The organism is Sunxiuqinia sp. sy24 (genome assembly GCF_052677165.1).
In genome coordinates this window covers 20,624-39,114 of record NZ_JBQYLH010000015.1, presented here as the reverse complement: position 1 = coordinate 39,114, position 18,491 = coordinate 20,624, and the positions used below count along the sequence as shown (strand labels likewise).

General features: G+C 42.9%; 18 protein-coding genes and 1 tRNA gene. 8 read left to right on the top strand and 11 right to left on the bottom strand.

The genetic code is table 11. The features are described from left to right. Positions 1 to 37: 37 nt before the first annotated feature. Both ACUNWA_RS13460 and ACUNWA_RS13455 read right to left on the bottom strand, forming a co-directional pair. Positions 38 to 748 (bottom strand): head GIN domain-containing protein, encoded by a 711-nt coding sequence (locus ACUNWA_RS13460; RefSeq protein WP_445592444.1) that lies wholly within the window; start codon positions 746 to 748, stop codon positions 38 to 40. 108 nt (positions 749 to 856) lie between these two features. Further along, positions 857 to 1,438 carry a hypothetical protein gene (locus ACUNWA_RS13455; RefSeq protein WP_445592443.1) on the bottom strand — a complete coding sequence of 194 codons (582 nt, stop codon included), beginning with the start codon at positions 1,436 to 1,438 and terminating at the stop codon, positions 857 to 859. Positions 1,439 to 1,579: 141 nt separating this feature from the next. On the opposite strand from ACUNWA_RS13455, the gene ACUNWA_RS13450 reads away from it, so the two are divergent. Then, complete coding sequence (locus ACUNWA_RS13450) at positions 1,580 to 2,740, top strand: iron-containing alcohol dehydrogenase (protein ID WP_445592442.1); 1,161 nt, start codon at positions 1,580 to 1,582, stop codon at positions 2,738 to 2,740. Positions 2,741 to 2,907: 167 nt separating this feature from the next. Here ACUNWA_RS13450 and recN read toward each other — a convergent pair whose 3' ends face one another. The 5 genes from recN to ACUNWA_RS13425 are packed head-to-tail and all read right to left on the bottom strand — an operon-like array spanning position 2,908 to position 7,908. After that, complete coding sequence (gene recN, locus ACUNWA_RS13445; RefSeq protein ID WP_445592441.1) at positions 2,908 to 4,560, bottom strand: DNA repair protein RecN; 1,653 nt, start codon at positions 4,558 to 4,560, stop codon at positions 2,908 to 2,910. 18 nt (positions 4,561 to 4,578) lie between these two features. Beyond that, positions 4,579 to 5,490, bottom strand: coding sequence for a type IX secretion system protein PorD (gene porD / locus ACUNWA_RS13440; protein WP_445592440.1), 912 nt, complete (start codon positions 5,488 to 5,490; stop codon positions 4,579 to 4,581). A gap of 48 nt (positions 5,491 to 5,538) precedes the next feature. Continuing rightward, positions 5,539 to 6,747 (bottom strand): bifunctional phosphopantothenoylcysteine decarboxylase/phosphopantothenate--cysteine ligase CoaBC, encoded by a 1,209-nt coding sequence (coaBC, locus tag ACUNWA_RS13435; RefSeq protein WP_445592439.1) that lies wholly within the window; start codon positions 6,745 to 6,747, stop codon positions 5,539 to 5,541. A gap of 12 nt (positions 6,748 to 6,759) precedes the next feature. Beyond that, entirely contained in the window at positions 6,760 to 7,095 is a 336-nt protein-coding gene (locus tag ACUNWA_RS13430; RefSeq protein WP_445592438.1) for a DNA-directed RNA polymerase subunit omega, read from the bottom strand. Positions 7,096 to 7,101: 6 nt separating this feature from the next. Beyond that, positions 7,102 to 7,908 carry an outer membrane protein assembly factor BamD gene (locus ACUNWA_RS13425; RefSeq protein ID WP_445592437.1) on the bottom strand — a complete coding sequence of 269 codons (807 nt, stop codon included), beginning with the start codon at positions 7,906 to 7,908 and terminating at the stop codon, positions 7,102 to 7,104. 160 nt (positions 7,909 to 8,068) lie between these two features. Here ACUNWA_RS13425 and ACUNWA_RS13420 point away from each other — a divergent pair, with 160 nt between their 5' ends. Continuing rightward, complete coding sequence (locus tag ACUNWA_RS13420) at positions 8,069 to 9,313, top strand: aminotransferase class I/II-fold pyridoxal phosphate-dependent enzyme (protein WP_445592436.1); 1,245 nt, start codon at positions 8,069 to 8,071, stop codon at positions 9,311 to 9,313. Positions 9,314 to 9,389: 76 nt separating this feature from the next. Here ACUNWA_RS13420 and trxB read toward each other — a convergent pair whose 3' ends face one another. Further along, a complete protein-coding gene (gene trxB, locus ACUNWA_RS13415) occupies positions 9,390 to 10,388 on the bottom strand; it encodes a thioredoxin-disulfide reductase (protein WP_445592435.1) in 999 nt (332 codons plus the stop codon). Positions 10,389 to 10,623: 235 nt separating this feature from the next. Between trxB and ACUNWA_RS13410 the strand changes: the two genes are divergently transcribed. Continuing rightward, positions 10,624 to 10,697, top strand: a tRNA-Pro gene (locus ACUNWA_RS13410). Between the two features lie 527 nt (positions 10,698 to 11,224). On the opposite strand, the gene ACUNWA_RS13405 is transcribed toward ACUNWA_RS13410, so the two are convergent. Genes ACUNWA_RS13405 through ACUNWA_RS13395 form a run of 3 tightly spaced genes read right to left on the bottom strand, consistent with a single transcriptional unit; the run spans position 11,225 to position 13,841 of the window. Continuing rightward, positions 11,225 to 12,832, bottom strand: coding sequence for an ATP-binding protein (locus ACUNWA_RS13405; RefSeq protein ID WP_445592434.1), 1,608 nt, complete (start codon positions 12,830 to 12,832; stop codon positions 11,225 to 11,227). Between the two features lie 46 nt (positions 12,833 to 12,878). Beyond that, positions 12,879 to 13,409 carry a response regulator gene (locus tag ACUNWA_RS13400; RefSeq protein WP_445592433.1) on the bottom strand — a complete coding sequence of 177 codons (531 nt, stop codon included), beginning with the start codon at positions 13,407 to 13,409 and terminating at the stop codon, positions 12,879 to 12,881. 36 nt (positions 13,410 to 13,445) lie between these two features. After that, the gene (locus ACUNWA_RS13395) at positions 13,446 to 13,841 is read right to left on the bottom strand and encodes a PAS domain S-box protein (RefSeq protein WP_445592432.1); all 396 of its coding nucleotides are present in this window, start codon (positions 13,839 to 13,841) and stop codon (positions 13,446 to 13,448) included. A gap of 316 nt (positions 13,842 to 14,157) precedes the next feature. On the opposite strand from ACUNWA_RS13395, the gene ACUNWA_RS13390 reads away from it, so the two are divergent. The 5 genes from ACUNWA_RS13390 (at position 14,158) to ACUNWA_RS13370 (ending at position 18,409) form a co-directional block, all read left to right on the top strand. Next, on the top strand, positions 14,158 to 14,829 hold the full coding sequence (locus tag ACUNWA_RS13390; protein ID WP_445592431.1) for an OmpA family protein: 672 nt from the start codon (positions 14,158 to 14,160) through the stop codon (positions 14,827 to 14,829). Between the two features lie 63 nt (positions 14,830 to 14,892). Beyond that, a complete protein-coding gene (locus ACUNWA_RS13385; protein WP_445592430.1) occupies positions 14,893 to 15,525 on the top strand; it encodes a porin family protein in 633 nt (210 codons plus the stop codon). A gap of 281 nt (positions 15,526 to 15,806) precedes the next feature. Continuing rightward, positions 15,807 to 16,673 (top strand): MlaE family ABC transporter permease, encoded by an 867-nt coding sequence (locus ACUNWA_RS13380; RefSeq protein ID WP_445592429.1) that lies wholly within the window; start codon positions 15,807 to 15,809, stop codon positions 16,671 to 16,673. Next, the gene (locus ACUNWA_RS13375) at positions 16,670 to 17,455 is read left to right on the top strand and encodes an ABC transporter ATP-binding protein (RefSeq protein WP_445592428.1); all 786 of its coding nucleotides are present in this window, start codon (positions 16,670 to 16,672) and stop codon (positions 17,453 to 17,455) included. Before ACUNWA_RS13380 ends, ACUNWA_RS13375 begins: the two co-directional genes overlap by 4 nt. Before the next feature lie 18 nt (positions 17,456 to 17,473). Beyond that, on the top strand, positions 17,474 to 18,409 hold the full coding sequence (locus ACUNWA_RS13370; RefSeq protein ID WP_445592427.1) for an MlaD family protein: 936 nt from the start codon (positions 17,474 to 17,476) through the stop codon (positions 18,407 to 18,409). The last annotated feature ends 82 nt before the right edge of the window (positions 18,410 to 18,491 follow it).

Genomic DNA, 18,491 nt, shown 5'->3' with positions numbered 1-18,491 from the left:
TTTAGTCTTCTGCTTTCCTCCTAAAACTGATTTAACTTTATTCCGGGCTTACAAAACCGATACCTTCGATCTGTTTATCCACTTCCGGATTGCCTTTATATCTAATCTTTCCGACACCTTCAATTTTTGCTTTCAAATAATCCGTTGCGTAAACTGAGCCACCACCTACGCCTTCAATCTCCACTGCAACCGATCTTGCTTTCAATTTATCTGCATCCAAATGTCCCGCTCCCGAAATCCGGGCATCAAACGAATTGGCGACTCCCCGAAAATCGAAACTGACGCCACCTTCTCCCACAACGTTTAAACGATCTACTTTCATCTCCATCTCAATCATCGCTCCGCCTTCAACCTGTATGTCGAAATCATCCAAATCTAAATACCCACGGGTTTCCAAATTAATGCCACCTTCTACCCTGAGCTCTTGCAGTTCAACAAACTCGATATACAAAATCATGCGATCAAAGCTGAAGTGCTTTTCTTTAAGGGTTACACTCAATGTTCCCCGGTCGCTGTCTACCTTGATGTACTCGAAAGCCTCTTCATCGGCCTTAATGCGCAAGCCTGGTTGATCAGCTTGCTTCAGGATGACCTTATAGCCTCCTTCCAACACAATCCGCTCAAAATTCGCCACATCATAAACACGTACGTCATCGTCATCCCACTCCGGAGCTGCTGATGCAAGCGCCGAAATCAATAAACAGGTCAGGAGAAAAAATAAATTTGGGAATAGTCTCGTTTTCATCATTCATAGGAATTAAATACAACACAAAACTACACGAAACAACATTTTAACACTTCGTTTTTTCGATGAATACCCGTTTTTAGAAGGCGAATGCGTGGCTAAAGCAGTAATTCATTCTTTGTGCTGTTTGCGAGTAAGCAAAACCCGGAGATAACTTAGCAGATAAAACACCAACAAAACAGCTATTCCTAAAACTACAAAATCAGAAACCTGCCAGGTCAAATGACTGGGTCGGCTAATAAAAACATGAATTAAGCCAACCAGAAAAACGCCCATCAATACAAAAGGGATTTGAGCTTGTTGCCGTTTTTGCATTCGAATGCTCAATCCAATCCATAACAAACCCAAGCCCAGCATCACCAAGCCGTCACGCTGCTGAGCCTCCACAACTTTCAGCGCTCCATAAATAAGGGGGATGACTGCCACCAGGTACAAGGTCCGGATTAAACTGCCAAAAACTTTTTGAAACTGCTTTTCATGATGAAGGTATGGAAATAGGGTTTTCGGGTGAGACTCCTCCTGGAAGCGTTTTGACTGCAATTCTTCTTCCGATTCGATCAACTGACGATCAATTGCTTCGCATATGGCAATTTCAACGGCTTCCGGCTGATAGGAATCGCGCAAGCTAAGTAGACGCTTTAAGCCAGCATCATCCAGCGAACAGATTCGCTTTTTCAATTCTTCATTTTCCATTCAGCAAAAATAGGAAACTTCGTTCAGCCACAAAGCCTAAAAAAAAGGATTCCTCCACCCCCTTCAAAGCTTTAAATTTATTAACAGAGAATCTGCTACACGTTTTGTAAATTTGAAGATCAAATCAAAAAAGGAGAAAATATGTATAATTTCAAGTTTAAAAATCCGGTAAAGATATTGTTTGGAAAAGGACAGATAGCAAAAATAGCAGAGGAACTTCCAACAGATAAAAAAATTCTGCTGACATACGGTGGCGGTAGTATTTTCAAAAATGGCGTTTATGATCAAGTCAAAGCGGCCACCAAAGGACTCGATATTATTGAATTTGGAGGAATCGAACCAAATCCGCATTACGAAACCCTAATGAAAGCGATCGAACTCGTCAAAGCTGAAAAGGTAGGTTACCTGCTCTCAGTAGGTGGCGGTTCGGTGCTGGATGGCACCAAATTCATTGCTGCTTCTGCCCTGTATGAAGGTAACGAACCTTGGGATATTTGTGCTAAACGCAGCCAGGTGAGTATCACTAAGGCCGTCCCGATTGGATCGGTAATCACCCTTCCAGCCACTGGCTCGGAAATGAATGGCAATGCTGTCATCAACCGGGTAGAAACACAAGAAAAGCTGGCTTTTGATTCGCCGGCTGTTATGCCCCAATTTTCAGTACTCGATCCTGAAGTAATCTTCTCCCTTCCCGAACGACAAGTGGCTAACGGAATCGTTGATGCCTTCATCCATGTGGTAGAGCAATACCTGACCTTTCCGGTCAATTCGCCTTTACAGGATCGGTTTGCTGAAGGAATTTTGCATACCCTGGTTGAAGAAGGGCCGAAGGTACTGGCCAACCGCAACGATTATGAAGCTGCAGCCAATTTTATGTGGAGTGCAACCATGGCGTTAAACGGACTTATTGGAATGGGAGTTCCTCAGGACTGGGCCACCCACATGATTGGGCACGAACTGACGGCTTACCATGGCATCGATCACGCGCGCACACTGGCTATTGTGCTTCCCGGAATCATGCACATCCGCCGGAAAGACAAACAAGATAAGCTACTGCAATACGGCGAACGCATTTGGAATATTACCGAAGGAACCGTTGATGAGCGCATTGATCAAACCATTGCCAAGACCATTGCTTTCTTTGAGTCGGTAGGTATCAAAACCACCCTACCCGACTATGAGGTTCCGGCCGAAACAATCACACGCATTGCCAACCGTTTTGAACAACGTGGCTTCAAGCTTGGAGAGAAGGCAGATATCGGCCCAAAAGAAATTCAACTGATTTTGGAAGATCGGATATAAAAAGCATCCCTAAAACAAAAGGCTTCACGTATTGATGAAGCCTTTTGTTTATCTCGAAACGGAATATACGTAAGATTCGCCAGCAACGTCGAAGCCTATCTCGCGATGAAATTGCTATTCGCTGGGGTGTATTCGAAACTAAAAAGATCTTCTATTGATTACATGTATTAATCCAACAACTCGCGGGCTGTTTCGCGCGCAGTATCCGAGTTACGGTCACCGCTCAACATTTGGGCCAGTTCCTCTACCCGTTCGCTGTTCTCCAATTTACGAATGGAAGTAAACGTCTGATCTTCCTCATCGAACTTATAAACCTGATAATGGTGATCACCCTTAGCCGCTATTTGAGGTAAATGCGTAATATTAATCACTTGCATTTTAGAGGAAATAGCCTTCAGAATATCACCCATTTTAACTGCAATCTCACCCGATATTCCGGTATCAATCTCATCAAAAACGATGGTTGGCAGCGACTTGCTATCCGTAATCAAGCTCTTCAAGGCCAGCATTACGCGCGACATTTCACCCCCGGAAGCAATTTTAGAAATTTCCTGCACTTCAGCACTTTTATTGGCGCTAAACAGAAAACGAACTTCATCTTTACCCATCGCTCCAAGCTGTTCCGTCGATTCAAAACTCAACTGAAAAACAGCATTGGCCATGCCTAGTTTTCGAAGCATGTCAACAACGGATTGCTGAAAGTTTACAGAAACAGCTTTCCTTCTTTGCGTTAATTCCGCAGCCATCGTACTTAGTTCCGTTTCTTGTTTCTTTAATAACGCCTCCAAAGCTGTAAGTTCTTCATCAGAGCTTTCCACCTGCCCTATTTTCTGCTCCAATTCATCTTGGAGAGCAAGCAATTCCTCGACCGTAGCAACATTGAACTTTTGTTGCAGTGAATAAATCAAGTCCAGGCGACCGGCTACCTGCTGGATGCGAGCCGGATCATGCTCTACCCGCTCGGCCACTGTCGCACTTTCATCCGAAATATCCTTCAATTCCAGATAGCAGGATTCCAACCGTTCGTGTAACGATTTTGCATCCACAAAATAATCACTCATTTTCCGCAGCTGATTCACCTGCTCCTTCAGATGAGTCAGCAAGCCTAACTCTTCACTGTCTAGCGCCTCTGCTAGTTGCCCAAAGGTCCGCTTAATCTCTTCGGCATGATCTAACTGGTTTTGTTCAGTTTCCAGCGCTGTTTGTTCTCCCGTATTTAGCTTGGCTTCATCCAGCTGGTTGAACTGAAACTGGAAGTAATCCAAATCTTTTCGAGCCTGATCGGCCTCTTCGACCAAACGGATGTAGTTATTTTTAGTTTCTGAATAAATGCGAAACAGACTCTGATAACTGACTAACAAGGCTTTGTTTCTGGCCACTAAGTCAACCAATTTCAATTGAAAAAGACGGTTACCCAAATCCAGATTTTGGTGCTGTGAATGGATATCGATGAGCCGCAAAGCCAGTTCGCGAATGGTTTTCAGGTTAACCGGTGTATCGTTGATAAATGCCCGCGACTTTCCGGCTGGTGTAATTTCCCGGCGCAAAATTGTTTGATCATCATAATCTAACTCATGCTCGGCAAAAAATTCTTCGAGCCCATAAGCCGGTACGCCAAAACAACCTTCAACCGTACATTTTTTCTTTTTATCGCGCAGTACAGAAAGATCGGCCCGTTGACCCAGAATCAACCCTAAAGCCCCCAAGAGAATCGACTTTCCTGCACCTGTTTCTCCAGTAATGATGTTGAATCCACTGTTGAATTCGATCGACAACTTATCGATCAGCGCGTAATTTTTAATGTATAAAGATTGTAACACAGAGGTGGTTTTTAGCTTTTAAAATTCTTCAGCGGCTTCATTTATCTTTTCGTATTTACTGCCATTCGAGGGGTCAACCTCATTCAAAATCGTTAACACCCGGTTGCGTTCATCAGGATATGATTTGGAAAAAACATTTACCAACTCATCCGATTTCGCATCGAAAAAGACCTGCAAGATATAAAGTGATGGCCGCGAACGGAATACCTTTTGAATCGACTTCAACGATTCGGCAATTGCTGCCCGCCCTTCTTCAATTTGCTCATTCATCTGGTCTAAGCCTAACCGATGGTACTGGTAGATGCAGTCGCGAAACGGCGCATATGATCTATTCATTATATTTTCGATCAGCCAATAACGATTTCGCTCACTTTCATAAGCCTTCCAGCCCGAATACCTTACGTTTTGTGAATTATTTACGATTTGCTGAGCTTTCTGAAAATAGGGCGTTCCTCCATTGGGAGAAAACGAATCATAATCCATTCCTAAAATGATGTAGGCATAAAAAGCCATCAAATTGGTCAGATTATCCCTGTTGGAAGTTTCATTGAACTCCATTGCCTGATACTCCACATATTCGACATGAAAATCATTGTCCTTTATATTTAAAAGCGGGGTTTCGTAGTCGGAGTTGAAAACCGGACGACGCAACTGCACCTGGATACTCCCTTTAAACTCATTAGAAGAAATTTGCTCTGTCAGCCGAATGTAGATGCTACACTCGATCCGCTCGTCCATCGAATACACATGATCGGTCCATTTGCGGTTGTTCATGAACTCGTACAGATCAGCTTGCATGGTCTGAAACACATTGCGGTTCGCTCCCTGGATCTGCTGTCCCGAAACACTAATATTACAGCGTAATTCCTGTGCGATGACCGTACCAGTCATCAGCAAACTCAACAGCATTAAGAAGCTCAGTTTCTTCATAGTCGATAAATACCAATGGAGTAAAAATAAACAAAATCTACTGAAGTCTTACAACTTTGCCAATTCCTGGGTAAGTTTTCCCACAATATCAGCGGCAACTTCCCTCTTGTGCTTTAACTCAAATTCATGAGTATTATTGTCTTTCGACAGAATTGTAATTTTATTGGTATCCACCCCGAAGCCGGCTCCTTGATCCTGTAATGAATTGAGCACAATAAAATCGAGGTTTTTCTTCTGCATCTTACCCAGCGCATTTTGCTTTTCATCGTTGGTTTCCAGGGCAAATCCAACCAGCAACTGCTTGTCTGTTTTTAGTTTGCCCAGTGAAGCGGCAATATCGACGGTTGCTTCCAGCTCAATGCTCATGCTGTCTGCTTTTCGCTTTATCTTCTGAGGAGCTGCATCTTTGGGTCGATAATCAGCTACTGCGGCACACATAATGGCCGCATCAACCTCAGAGAAATGTGCCAAACAAGCCTGATGCATTTCAGCGGCCGATTCAACATCAACCCGCTGAATATTACTATGAAATGCTGGCAAACTTACGGGACCAGTCACCAAAATAACCTGAGCTCCAGCTTCAGCCAACTCTTCGGCCAAGGCAAAACCCATTTTACCTGAGGAGTAGTTTCCAATAAAACGTACCGGATCAATTTTTTCGAAAGTAGGGCCGGCAGTTACCAGCACCTTTTTATTCAGAAGTTTTTTTTTTGAGTGGAAAAAGTTAACCACCTCTTCAACCAATTGCTCGGGTTCCTGCATGCGTCCTTTACCATGCAAGCCACTGGCCAACTCTCCTTCGCCCGGCTCGAGAATCACATTGCCAAACGAGCGCAACATCTCCAGATTCTGAAGAGTTGAGGGATGCCGAAACATGTCCAAGTCCATTGCTGGCGCCAAATACACCGGGCACTTTGCCGACATGTATGTTGTTACCAGTAGGTTATCGGCAATACCATGCGCCATTTTACCCAGCGTAGCAGCCGTAATGGGAGCAATTAGCATCAAATCAGCCCATTGTCCCATATCAACATGCGAATGCCAGGTTCCGTCATTAGCAGCAAAAAATTCCGAAGCGACTGGTCGTCCGGATAAGGCTGACATTGTAACGGGCGTAATGAACTCTTTGGCTGCGGGAGTCATCACAACTTGCACCTCAGCCCCCTCTTTCATTAGCCCCCTTAAAAGATAAGCCGCCTTGTAGGCAGCTATACTTCCAGTCAATCCTAAAATTATATGTTTTCCTTTAAGCCTCATGAAGGCCTCCATTTAAAGTCCCTTGCGGTTTTCCTTCGCGGGATTACGGTGATAAATTTGTCCTTGCTTCAACTCTTCAAAAGCAATTAACGTTGGTTTTGGTAAACGCTCGTAGTACTTTGAAATTTCGATTTGTTCGCGATTTTCAAATACTTCTTCCAAGTTATCAGTATACGAAGCAAATTCCTGCAATTTCTGGTTCAACTCTTCTTTCATTTCAGAAGCAATTTGATTAGAACGCTTTGCCAGAATCATAACTGTTTCGTACACGTTTCCTGTTTGATCTTCCAAGTCCGTCAAATTTCTTGGTACCGTTGAGCTTTCAGCTTTAATTTTCTTATAATCCATATCTATTTATAAATTAGCCTCTTCGTTGTAATTTAATAGTTTTGCTGTCTCCTGATAGAACTTTTCAGCATCTTTCCGGTGTTCACTTTCCGGAAATTCATCGACAAAGGTAAAATATTCATCCAATGCATCGGTCAAACGTTGCTCTTTTTTTTCTTCTACACTTCTGATAGCCAAAAGATACTTTGCCCTTAAAAGCATAAACATGAGCTCTTCTCGATACTTCGTGTCAGGAAAATCCTTTAGCGAGTTAGTCAATGCAATGACCGCTGCTTTGTAATCTTCCAAGTCGTAATAAAGTTTTCCGCTCAAAAATGATTTAAACACCAACTTGTCACGCAGCTCAATAATCAATCGGTTAGCTTCCTCAATCCGGTTACTACCCGGGTAAAGGTTCATATACAATTGCAGTGCGTCGATGGCTTTTTGTGAAACCTGCTGATCCAAGCGGGGCTTGGGTGAATCCAGGTAAAAACAATAACCAATCATATATTGCGATTCCTCCGCGAATTTACTTTTCGGAAAATCCTTCACTAAAGTCCGAAACCAATGTCCAGCCATTAAGTAATCGTTCATCCCAAAATGACTTTTGGCGTAATAATAATAGACTTCATCGGCCCGGCTGGTTCCTCTGTAAATATTAACAAGCTCACTCAACAACTGGGAAGAACGTACAAATTCCTCATCTTCATAATATTCCAGTGCTTTTTTATACTTAAACTCGTAGTCCGTACTTTTTACAATCTTATTGTAATCACTACATGACGTACCAACCATTATTAACAAGAGTGCGAAAAGGATTAAATTCTTCATTTTTATAAACATGGCGCAAAGATACATTTTTCATTAAAAAACTAGCGGCAAAATACGCAAGATATTGTTTATATACCCACTGGTTTAATATAAATTAACAAATTTGTAGACTTCTTAAAAAAAATTACTTTTGCATAGTAAATTTTAAAAGCTTTTTGAAGTGGATATTTTTGAAAAATTTCGATCAAATAGAGGCGACATTGGTAAGCACATGGAGAGAGCCCATGGCTATTTTGCTTTCCCAAAACTGGAAGGTGAGATCAGTGCCCGCATGAAGTTCAGGGGCAAAGAAGTGCTGACCTGGAGTTTGAACAACTACATTGGCCTGGCCAATCACCCGGAAGTTCGCAAAGTAGATGCTGATGCTACAAAAGAATGGGGATTAGCTTATCCGATGGGAGCTCGCATGATGTCGGGGCAAACCAACCAACACGAGGAACTGGAAAAACAATTGGCAGCCTACGTTGGCAAACCGGATTCGTTCTTGTTAAACTTCGGTTACCAGGGAATGGTTTCAATCATTGACGCGGTTTGTAGCCGAAATGATGTGATTGTATACGACAGTGAATCTCACGCATGCATTCTGGATGGTGTTCGTCTGCACATGGGCAAACGCTATGTATATCCACACAACAATATTGAAAACCTAAAAATTCAACTTGGCCGTGCAACCAAGCTGGCTGAAAAACAAGGTGGTGGTATTTTAGTGATCACCGAAGGCGTCTTCGGAATGTCAGGCGACCTTGGCAAGCTGGACGAAATTGTTGCCTTGAAAAAAGAATTCAATTTCAGACTATTGGTTGACGATGCACATGGATTTGGTGTGATGGGACCAACAGGAGCTGGAGCACCAGAGCACTTTGGCGTTCAGGATCAGGTGGACCTGCACTTCTGTACTTTCGCCAAAGCGATGGCCGGAATCGGAGCATTCATTGCCTGCGACACGGATATTTGTAACTTCTTGCGCTACAACATGCGCTCACAAACATTCGCCAAATCATTACCAATGCCTATGGTTGTTGGTGCTATGAAACGCCTGGAGCTTTTGAAAAACAGCCCCGAACTGCGCGAACAGCTGTGGACGGTTGTTAATGGACTGCAATCGGGCTTGAAAGAGGCTGGATTCGACTTAGGACGAACCAACTCTCCAGTAACTCCTGTTTACATGAAGGGTGGCGTTGGAGAAGCAACCAATGTGGTGATGGACTTACGCGAAAACTATGGTATCTTCTGCTCTGTTGTGGTTTACCCAGTTATTCCGAAGGGAGAAATCATCCTTCGCTTAATCCCCACAGCCATGCACAACCTGGAAGATGTTAAAATCACCATTGAAGCATTTAAAGAAGTTAGAGATAAACTGGAATCAGGCGCCTACAAAGATGCTGAAGTTCCGGATATGGCCTAATAAGGGTCATAGCAAAACAAAAAATAGCCGTGTGGAAATTCCACACGGCTATTTTTTTTTAATTCGTTTTCAGCAATTATGCATTCTTTTCAGACAAATACCGCTCAACATCCATGGCCGCTTTACAGCCTGAACCGGCCGCTGTAACAGCCTGACGATAGATTGAATCCATCAAGTCGCCACAGGCAAACACTCCGGGAACATTCGTTTTTGATGTGCCGGGAATCGTCTTCACGTAGCCCACCTCATCTGTTTCCAGAAAATCCTTTACGAAATCAGAATTCGGTTTGTGCCCAATTGCCAAGAAGAAACCATCAATCTTTATTTTAACTTCTTCTTCATTCGCTTCCCCTTTATTTTTCAGCAGTGTTGCTCCTTCCACTACCCCATCACCAGATAACCCTTTTGTTTGGTGCTTCCACAGGATTTCAATATTAGGGGTCTTCTTCACCCGGTCAGCCATGACTCGAGAAGCTCGCAAAACATCGCGGCGCACAATCAGGTAAACTTTATTTGCCAAGCCGGCCAGATACAACGCTTCCTCAGCCGCTGTATCTCCTCCACCAACCACTGCTACATCTCTTCCACGATAGAAAAAGCCATCGCAGGTAGCACAAGCAGAGACGCCACCACCGGCATATTTCTGTTCATCTTCCAAGCCCAGATACTTTGCCGTAGCTCCGGTAGCCAAAATAACAGCTTCTGCTTCAATCACTTTTTTATCATCAATCCACACTTTGTGAATATCTCCTGAAAAATCAACTTTTGTAGCATAACCAAAACGCACGTCCGTTCCAAAACGCTCAGCCTGCTTTTTAAAGTCCTCCATCATCACCGGTCCGGTAACCCCTTCCGGATAGCCAGGATAATTTTCAACTTCGGTAGTTGTCGTTAGCTGCCCACCTGGCTGAAGTCCTTCATACATAACTGGATTTAAGTTAGCCCGCGCAGCATAAATTGCTGCAGTATATCCAGCAGGTCCGGAACCAATAATTAAACATTTCACACGCTCAGCATCGCCTAGCGGTTCTGTATTTGGCTTTTCGTTTTCTTTCAGATTCAATGATTTAAACATGACTTTTATTTTTTAGCTTTTTTTTCAATATATAACACGACAAAATTACACAACATCGAGATATTTGCAACATTTGATCCATCGATAATAATGAAGTCTGGATAGAGCTAGACTATCGAAAATATTTACGCAATAGTTAAAATTAATTTTGCAGAATTGGCTTCTTTATTTACTTTTGCAAACGCTTTAGCAAAATGAATTCGAAAGATGTCATTTTAGCAAATAGCAAAACAATCGGGATGTGGCGCAGTCTGGTAGCGTACTCGTCTGGGGGGCGAGGGGTCGCAAGTTCAAATCTTGTCATCCCGACTTATTGAAAAAGAAGGAGTTAGGTCGAGATCTAACTCCTTCTTTTTTTGGGTGGGTACAACAAAGTTGCACTGTAAGTAAAATTAAATGAATTTCGATCTCACTATATTTTCATCCGAAGGTGAATAAATAGAAAAATCGTGTATCAACCTGAAATAAACCCCACCATTTTTTCATCATCAAAAGCCTTAAATCATTCTGCAAAAAATACTCTCCTCCCCTAGCTATCCGGACATCGATATCTGAATACAGAAAGGAGGAGTGGATGACCAATTTCCCCATTATGCTATAAATGAAATTAGCACAGCTGAACTTGCTTCATGTTTTCTGTCTTTAAATCAGAATGTATACTCATAACTAATAGATAAAATCACGGGAAATATTGAAACTTGTTGTACTTTACCGCTAATGTCCTTATGGTAATCCACAGGCTTATGCTTTTCTTTTCACACAGACGTAAAAAGTCCATCCCAGAATTCTGAGATGGACTTAATCATGAATTGGAAGGATATTTAATAAGGCTTATTTCAGCCTGATTTACTGACTGTTTGCCGTTCTGTTTTCTGATAACAACGATCAATCATCTTGCTTAAAGCTGTCATATTTAGCGGCTTTGATGCATAATCGTTGCATCCCGCCGCAATCGCTTTTTCTTTGTCTCCATACAGGGCATGTGCTGTTTGAGCGATAATAACCACTTTTTTATTGAATTGACGGATCTGCCTGGCTGCTTCGTACCCATTCATTTCAGGCATGCTGATGTCCATAAGAATCAGATCAATATCCGAGTCATTGCGGCAGGCAGCCACTGCTTCTTTGCCCGTGGTCACTTTGTGAAATTCTTCCGTAATATTTTCGATCATCTTTGTCAGTAGCAGGCCCGAAATCTCGTCATCTTCAGCAATCAAAATTTTGATTTTTCTTTTCGGTATTTTCGTCGCATCCCCATTCAGGATGGGAGCATCCTTTTCTTCCGGTTTTTTGACCGGATGAAAAGGGAGGGTGAAGCAGATCGTCGTTCCGTGTTCTGTCGGTTGATTATTTTTTGTCGTTTTTTCGGTACCCCTTGCGATCCAAATTTTTCCTCCAAGCATTTCAACGTAGGCTTTTGAAATGGCTAAGCCTAAGCCGGCCCCTTCGTGGAAGCGGCTCAGCGCGTCGTTTTCCTGTCTGAATCGCTCAAATACAATTTCCTTGTTGTGTTCAGAAATTCCGGAACCGGTATCCGTCACAAAAAACTCCAGATCGTTTTCTTTCTTTTGGTAACCAAACTTAACGGACCCCTCCGCTGTAAACTTGATCGAATTTTTCACCAGGTTGGTCAACACGGCATAGACTTTTTCCCGGTCAATGTTTACGTTTGCTTCATCGTCGCTCAGACCGGTTTTGAAGGAAAGATGCAGTTTCTTTTTTTCAGCTTCCAGCTTGAAAAATCGGTAGATATATTCGAGTTGCTTATTTACATTCGTATCCGAAATTGAAATTTCCACTTGCTCCGATTCTATTTTCGAAATACTTATGATGTCGTTGATGATACTGAGCATTCGAACTCCGCTTTCTTCAACAATGCCGATGTATTTCTGGCGTTTCTTCTCGGATAGCTTGCTCGCTTTAAGCAATTCGGTAAAACCCAGGATGCCATTCATTGGCGTCCTGATTTCGTGGCTCATATTGGCCAGAAAAGCGGATTTCAACCGTTCGCCTTCTTCCGCTCTTTCTTTGGCTTTTACCAATTCGTTTTCGATTCGTTTTTGCTTCGTAATGTCGAGCATGGTGATCAAACATTTCCCCTCGGCATGCCTGATGATACCATCAACACGTACGTATTTAGGCGCACTGTCCGCAACCGTCAGTATTAATTCACAGGTTTCTTTGATCCCACTTTGAAATACGTTTTGAATGAAATCATTAAAAACGCCTCTGGTCTCGGACGAAACAAAGAAGCCAAGCATACTTCGGATCAATTGCGATCGCTCTTTACCTAATAAAAGCGCTGCAGTATAATTCAGTTCAGCAATTTCACCGTCAGCTGTGAGCGTCAGGTAGCCTGATGGGGAGAAATCATACAGCTCGGTGAATTTCTTTTCAGCTTGTTCTGCCGTTTCCTTTGCATGACTGAGTTCCTGGTTTTGCATTTCCAGTTCAATTTGATGCACTTCAAGCTCATAAATGAGCTTTAAATTATTGACGCCGGTAGGTTTCTTCTCCGATTTTTGCCGTTTTTTTTTGTAGTAGATTTTCAGCCCCTCGACGGTATGAGTCCGTGCTGTCCACTTTTTTCTTGATACCCGGCAATGCTGTTTTATCGTTCCCGGTTATTTGAAGATGGTTGACGATTAAGGCGATCAGATCATTCTTTTTTGCTGGTTTAAGAAGGTAGTCATCGCATCCGGCTTCGAGCGCTTTTTTGCGCTCACTGGCCAGTGTTTGGGTGGTTTGTGCAATAATAGTCACTTTTTTATTGAACGTTCTTATTTGTCGGCAAATGTCGAAACAGTTTTTTCCGGGTAGGTTAATGTCCATCAGAATCAAATCCACGGCAGGGTTGCGGCGGCAAATTTCAATGGCTTCAAACCCATTGCTTGTCTTGAAAATCTCGCCAAAGGGCCCTTGCACCGCAAGCGCCATTAGCACTCCAGATAGTTCGTCGTTGCTGGCGATGAGAATTTTATAATTCCTGGGCTGATCCTCGGGTATGCTTTTTCTGCTCATATTCGTTTTTGATTTTGGCGATGGTTTTGCTCCACCTCATTGATTGGTTTTCTCTTGGAGGTCGCTTTCGGCTTTCCTGCGCCTGGAAATATCTCTGACGATGCATTGAATTACCTTATAATCATCTACTAAATAGACATTGCTAATGAACTCGACATTGATTTGGCGTCCATGGTTTGTTTCAAGAGGCAAATCTTCGTAGCGCAAGTATTCCTTTTCCTGTAATTCTCTGAATCGTTCTCTGTTTTCATAAATATCACGAAAGGCTCCAATTTCCCACAAGAATTTCTCCTCCAGATCCTCCTTCGAGTAGCCCAGCAAATCAATTAAAAACAGATTGACATCGACAATCCTTCCGGTTTCAGCATCAAGAATCAAAATTCCATCCTGTGCTGATTCGAAGAGTCGGCGATAATGAACTTCAGATGCCATTAACGCTTCTTTTGAAACGTGTTTGACTTTCTTTCCCGCTTGATCAGGGAGACCGTAATTTGATGATGCGTGCCACATATTTTTTCAGAGTAAAAAATTTGATAACTGTGCAAGTAACAAAGGTCAACCTTATGCCGGTATTTGTTGTTACACTATTCCACCAAAATATTACATGATTTACAGATATTCAGACGCTTACTATTCGAAATGTGTGAATCATGTAAATCAAATATAAAGTTATGTAACTTTTCCAGACTCGGTCAACCCTATCTTTGTCTATATAAAACTGAAACATTAAGAATTAAATTCATTTACTATGAAAAAGTTACGAATAAGTGTAGTTCTCTTGCTAAGTGCGGCTTTCTTGTTTTCAGGCTGCGCATCGCTAAACAAAACTCAAAAAGGTGGAGCTGTTGGGGCTGTTGCTGGTGGCGCAATGGGGGCTATTATAGGTAAGGCATCTGGAAATACGGGGCTTGGAGCAATTATAGGAGCCACTGTTGGAGGTGCGACTGGAGCTGTAATTGGCAATAAAATGGATAAACAGGCCAAGGAAATCGAACAAACCGTACCCGATGCAAAAGTAGAACGCGTAGGCGAAGGGATCGTTGTTGAATTTAGCAGCAATGTTCTGTTTGGATTCGACAGTTCAAATCTTTCGGCTGATGCCAAAACGAACCTGGACAAGCTGGTGAAAGTGTTGAATGTTTATCCCGATACGGATATCGAGGTTCAGGGACATACCGACAACAAAGGTAGCGAAGCCTACAACCGCAGTCTTTCGGAACAACGTGCGGGGCAAGTGTCTTCATACCTGACGAGCAAGGGAATCGATTACGACCGTTTAAGTATCAAAGGATTTGGCGAAACGCTTCCAAAATATGATAACAGCACCGATGATGGCCGTTCACAAAATCGCAGGGTTGAGTTTTTGATTACTGCCAATGAAAAGATGAAGGCGGAAGCGGAAGAAGAAGCAGGAAGTTAGAGGAAGTTTACAGCAAAAAAAGGAACAATTCATTTACGAAAATCACAATTTTAAACAATAAAGATGAAAAACAGACTACTATTAATGGTATTATTTCTTGCGTTTTCAGCAACGTCTGCGATTGCCCAGGAAAGATCGAATGTATCATTTGGAATATTGGGCGGCATAAATTTTCAGAATTTGAACGGAGAATTGCCCAATGGTGACAAACTTGAAAACGACATGCTATTGGGTTACCACGTTGGAGTTAATGCCCAGATTCCGATTGCCCCGGAGTTTTATTTTCAGCCCGGATTGATGTATTCCACAAAAGGTGCCAAAAACACGTATACGGCTTTGGGCAGCGAATTCACCGACGAAATCAAGATCAACTATCTTGAGATGCCGTTGAACCTGGTTTACAAAGCTCCCTTAGGTAGCGGATTTTTTATGCTTGGATTTGGGCCCTATATTGCTTATGGCATTAGCGGCAAACAAGTTTTTGAAGGTAATTCCTTAACGCTTGAGCGAGGTGTCGATTACAATGATTTTGATGCAGGGGCGAACATTTTTGCCGGATATGAAACGGCCGGTGGATTATTTCTACAGTTAGATACCCAGTTTGGGATGCTAAATATTATTCCTGAAGATTCTTCAGGTGAACAATCAACAGCAAAGAATACAGGCTTCGGTCTGTCATTGGGATATCGGTTTTAAGTTTGTTTAGGTTTTTACGTGAAGGTTAGTGTTTGGAAGACCGTTCCTCAAAAGGGGACGGTTTTCCTTTTGAGTTTGTTCGGCTGATCAAATAACTCTTGTTCAAGCAGAACAAATGGATATTCCGGCTCCGTGTTCATAGCTATTCCAATTCGCTAGCTGTCAGCTGCTTCCTTTATCCCAATGTGTGAATCATGTAACATGTTGGTAAAATCATGTAACACAATCTTGGGCTGATAAGCGTAGGTTTGTACCAACTTTTAAGCAAACTTAAAATTGATATGGGAAAGTTTACTCCTATTATTCAAGTCATTCCGAGAGTCCTTCCGAAGGTCCGCGATGTGACGAAGCATTCCATGACCAGGCTTAGCGAAAAGACGCTGGAACAAACGGGGATATTCAGCCGCTTTTTAATGGATGTTGCTGACGTGTCCCTATTTATAGGCCGTCTGGTCCGCGAAATGTTCTCGGGCCATTTCGAATGGCGTGAATTTTTTCAGCAATGCTTTCAAATCGGGTCTAAATCCTTGGCACTTATTTCGATCACGGGAGCCATTATGGGCCTGGTGCTGACCATCCAGTCGCGACCGGTATTGGTCGATTTTGGGGCGGTGTCCATGCTTCCGGGAATGGTTGCCGTTTCGCTGATTAGGGAAATGGGCCCGGTGATTACCGCACTGATTTGTGCCGGTAAGGTGGGCTCGGGAATGGGGGCGGAGCTTGGATCGATGAAAGTGACCGAGCAGATTGAAGCCATGGAAGTTTCGTCGACCAACCCGATGCGTTTTTTAGTGGTCACCCGGGTGTTGGCAGCCACCTTAATGATCCCTTTGCTGGTTTTGTATGCCGACTTGATGGGCATCCTGGGAAGCTGGGCCGGTGCGAATATTAAAGGCGACGTCACGTTTTCCTTATTCTTCTCCCAGGCATTTGCCTCTATCGCGTTTATCGATTTTTTACCTGCCGTCGTGAAAACATTTTTCTTTGGTGCCGTAATCGGATTAGTCGGGACCTACAAAGGATACAACGCAGGGCGTGGAACCGAAAGTGTGGGCAAAGCCGCCAATTCGGCTGTCGTACTGGCTTCGCTCCTGGTGATCGTTACCGATATGATTGCAGTACAAATTACCGATATGTTAATGTCATGAGTACCATTCAAACAGAAAAAATTGCAGATCCCTGGCCAATAATCAACAGAAGCAATGAGCCGGTTATTGAGATCATGAACCTGCAAAAGTCATTCGACATGGAGCCGGTATTGGTTGACGTTTCGATCAATCTTTACAATGGCGAAAACCTGGTCATCCTGGGCAAATCAGGTTCAGGAAAATCGGTGTTGATCAAATGTATTGTTCGCTTGCTAAATCCCGATGGGGGTACAATCCATGTGTTTGGCGAAGAAGTCGGTCAACTGGGCAACGCAGGATTGAGTGAGTTACGGAAGAAAATTGGCTTTCTTTTTCAGAGTGGCGCTTTGTATGATTCCATGACCGTCAGACAAAATCTGGAATTTCCCCTGCGGAGAATAAAAAAGGACCTGACAGAAAATCAAATCTCTGAAAAAGTAATTGAGGCATTGGAAAATGTGGGTTTGGCTGATGCTTTGAATAAAATGCCATCCCAACTTTCAGGCGGAATGCGAAAAAGGATTAGCCTGGCACGCACGGTGGTTGTTGATCCTATGATCATGCTGTATGATGAACCCACAACAGGGCTTGATCCGGTAACATCTGATGAAATAAGCGAGCTGATTAACGATGTTCAGCAAAAATATAAAACGTCGTCCATCATTATTACCCACGATATTGAATGTGCGCGTGCCACTGCCGACCGGATCATCATGCTGAAAGACGGAGAAGTATATACAGAAGGGACGATTGAAGATTTCGAAAAATCAACCGACCCTCTAATCAAATCATTTTTTAAGTAATTAGAAAATAACAGCATTATGGATAATCACTCATCAAATTTTAAAGTTCGTTTAGGCCTTTTTGTCGCCGGCGGACTGGCGCTATTTATACTTGCCATTTTTATCATCGGCAAACAAAAGAACCTGTTCAACCCGGTGTTTAAACTGACCACGACTTTCTATAATGTCAGTGGACTGCAGGTTGGAAACAACATCCGTTTTTCGGGGATTAATGTTGGGACGGTTGATAACATCAGCATCATTAACGATTCAACGGTACAGGTTGGTATGTTGGTGAGGCAGGGAATAAAACAGTTTATTAAGTCGGACTGCATCGTGGCCATCGGTTCCGAAGGCTTGATTGGCGACCGTTTGTTGATTATCACCCAAGGGAGCACGGATTCTCCCTTGGTGAAAAACGACCAGCAACTTGCATCGGTTGAACCAGTTGAAACAGATGCCATCATTTCCAGTTTGCAGGTAACATCAGGACATGTGGAAATTGTTACCAAACAACTTGCCGAGATTGCGATTAAAATAAACAGCGGTCGCGGCACGCTTGGCCGGCTAATACACGACACAATTATTGCAAATAATATTAATCACACCATCGTGAATTTTCAGAATAGCTCGAAAGAAATGGATAAAATGATTATGAAAACCAGAAGCGATGTCTCCGTCATTATGGCGAGTTTCCAGGAAACAGCGAACAATGCTGAAGTCTCAACCCAGCAACTCGAAGATATTATGGTTAAAGTTAATGGAGGACAGGGTACATTGGGCCGCTTAATTAATGATACGGTCACTTCAAATAATATCGACCAGACCATTATAAACCTTAAAAACAGTTCCGAAAGCTTTGACGAAAACATGGAGGCACTCAAGCATAATCTGTTGTTCAGAGGATATTTTAAAAGGAAAGCAAAAAAAGAGGAACTGAAGCGGATTGGGGAGTTGAACCCGGAAACTCCATAAAATGGGATATAGATCCGCATGTTTCCCCTACGATGACTGAAAAGTCATTGAATGGTCATTTGAAAGTCAATAAGTTTCATCG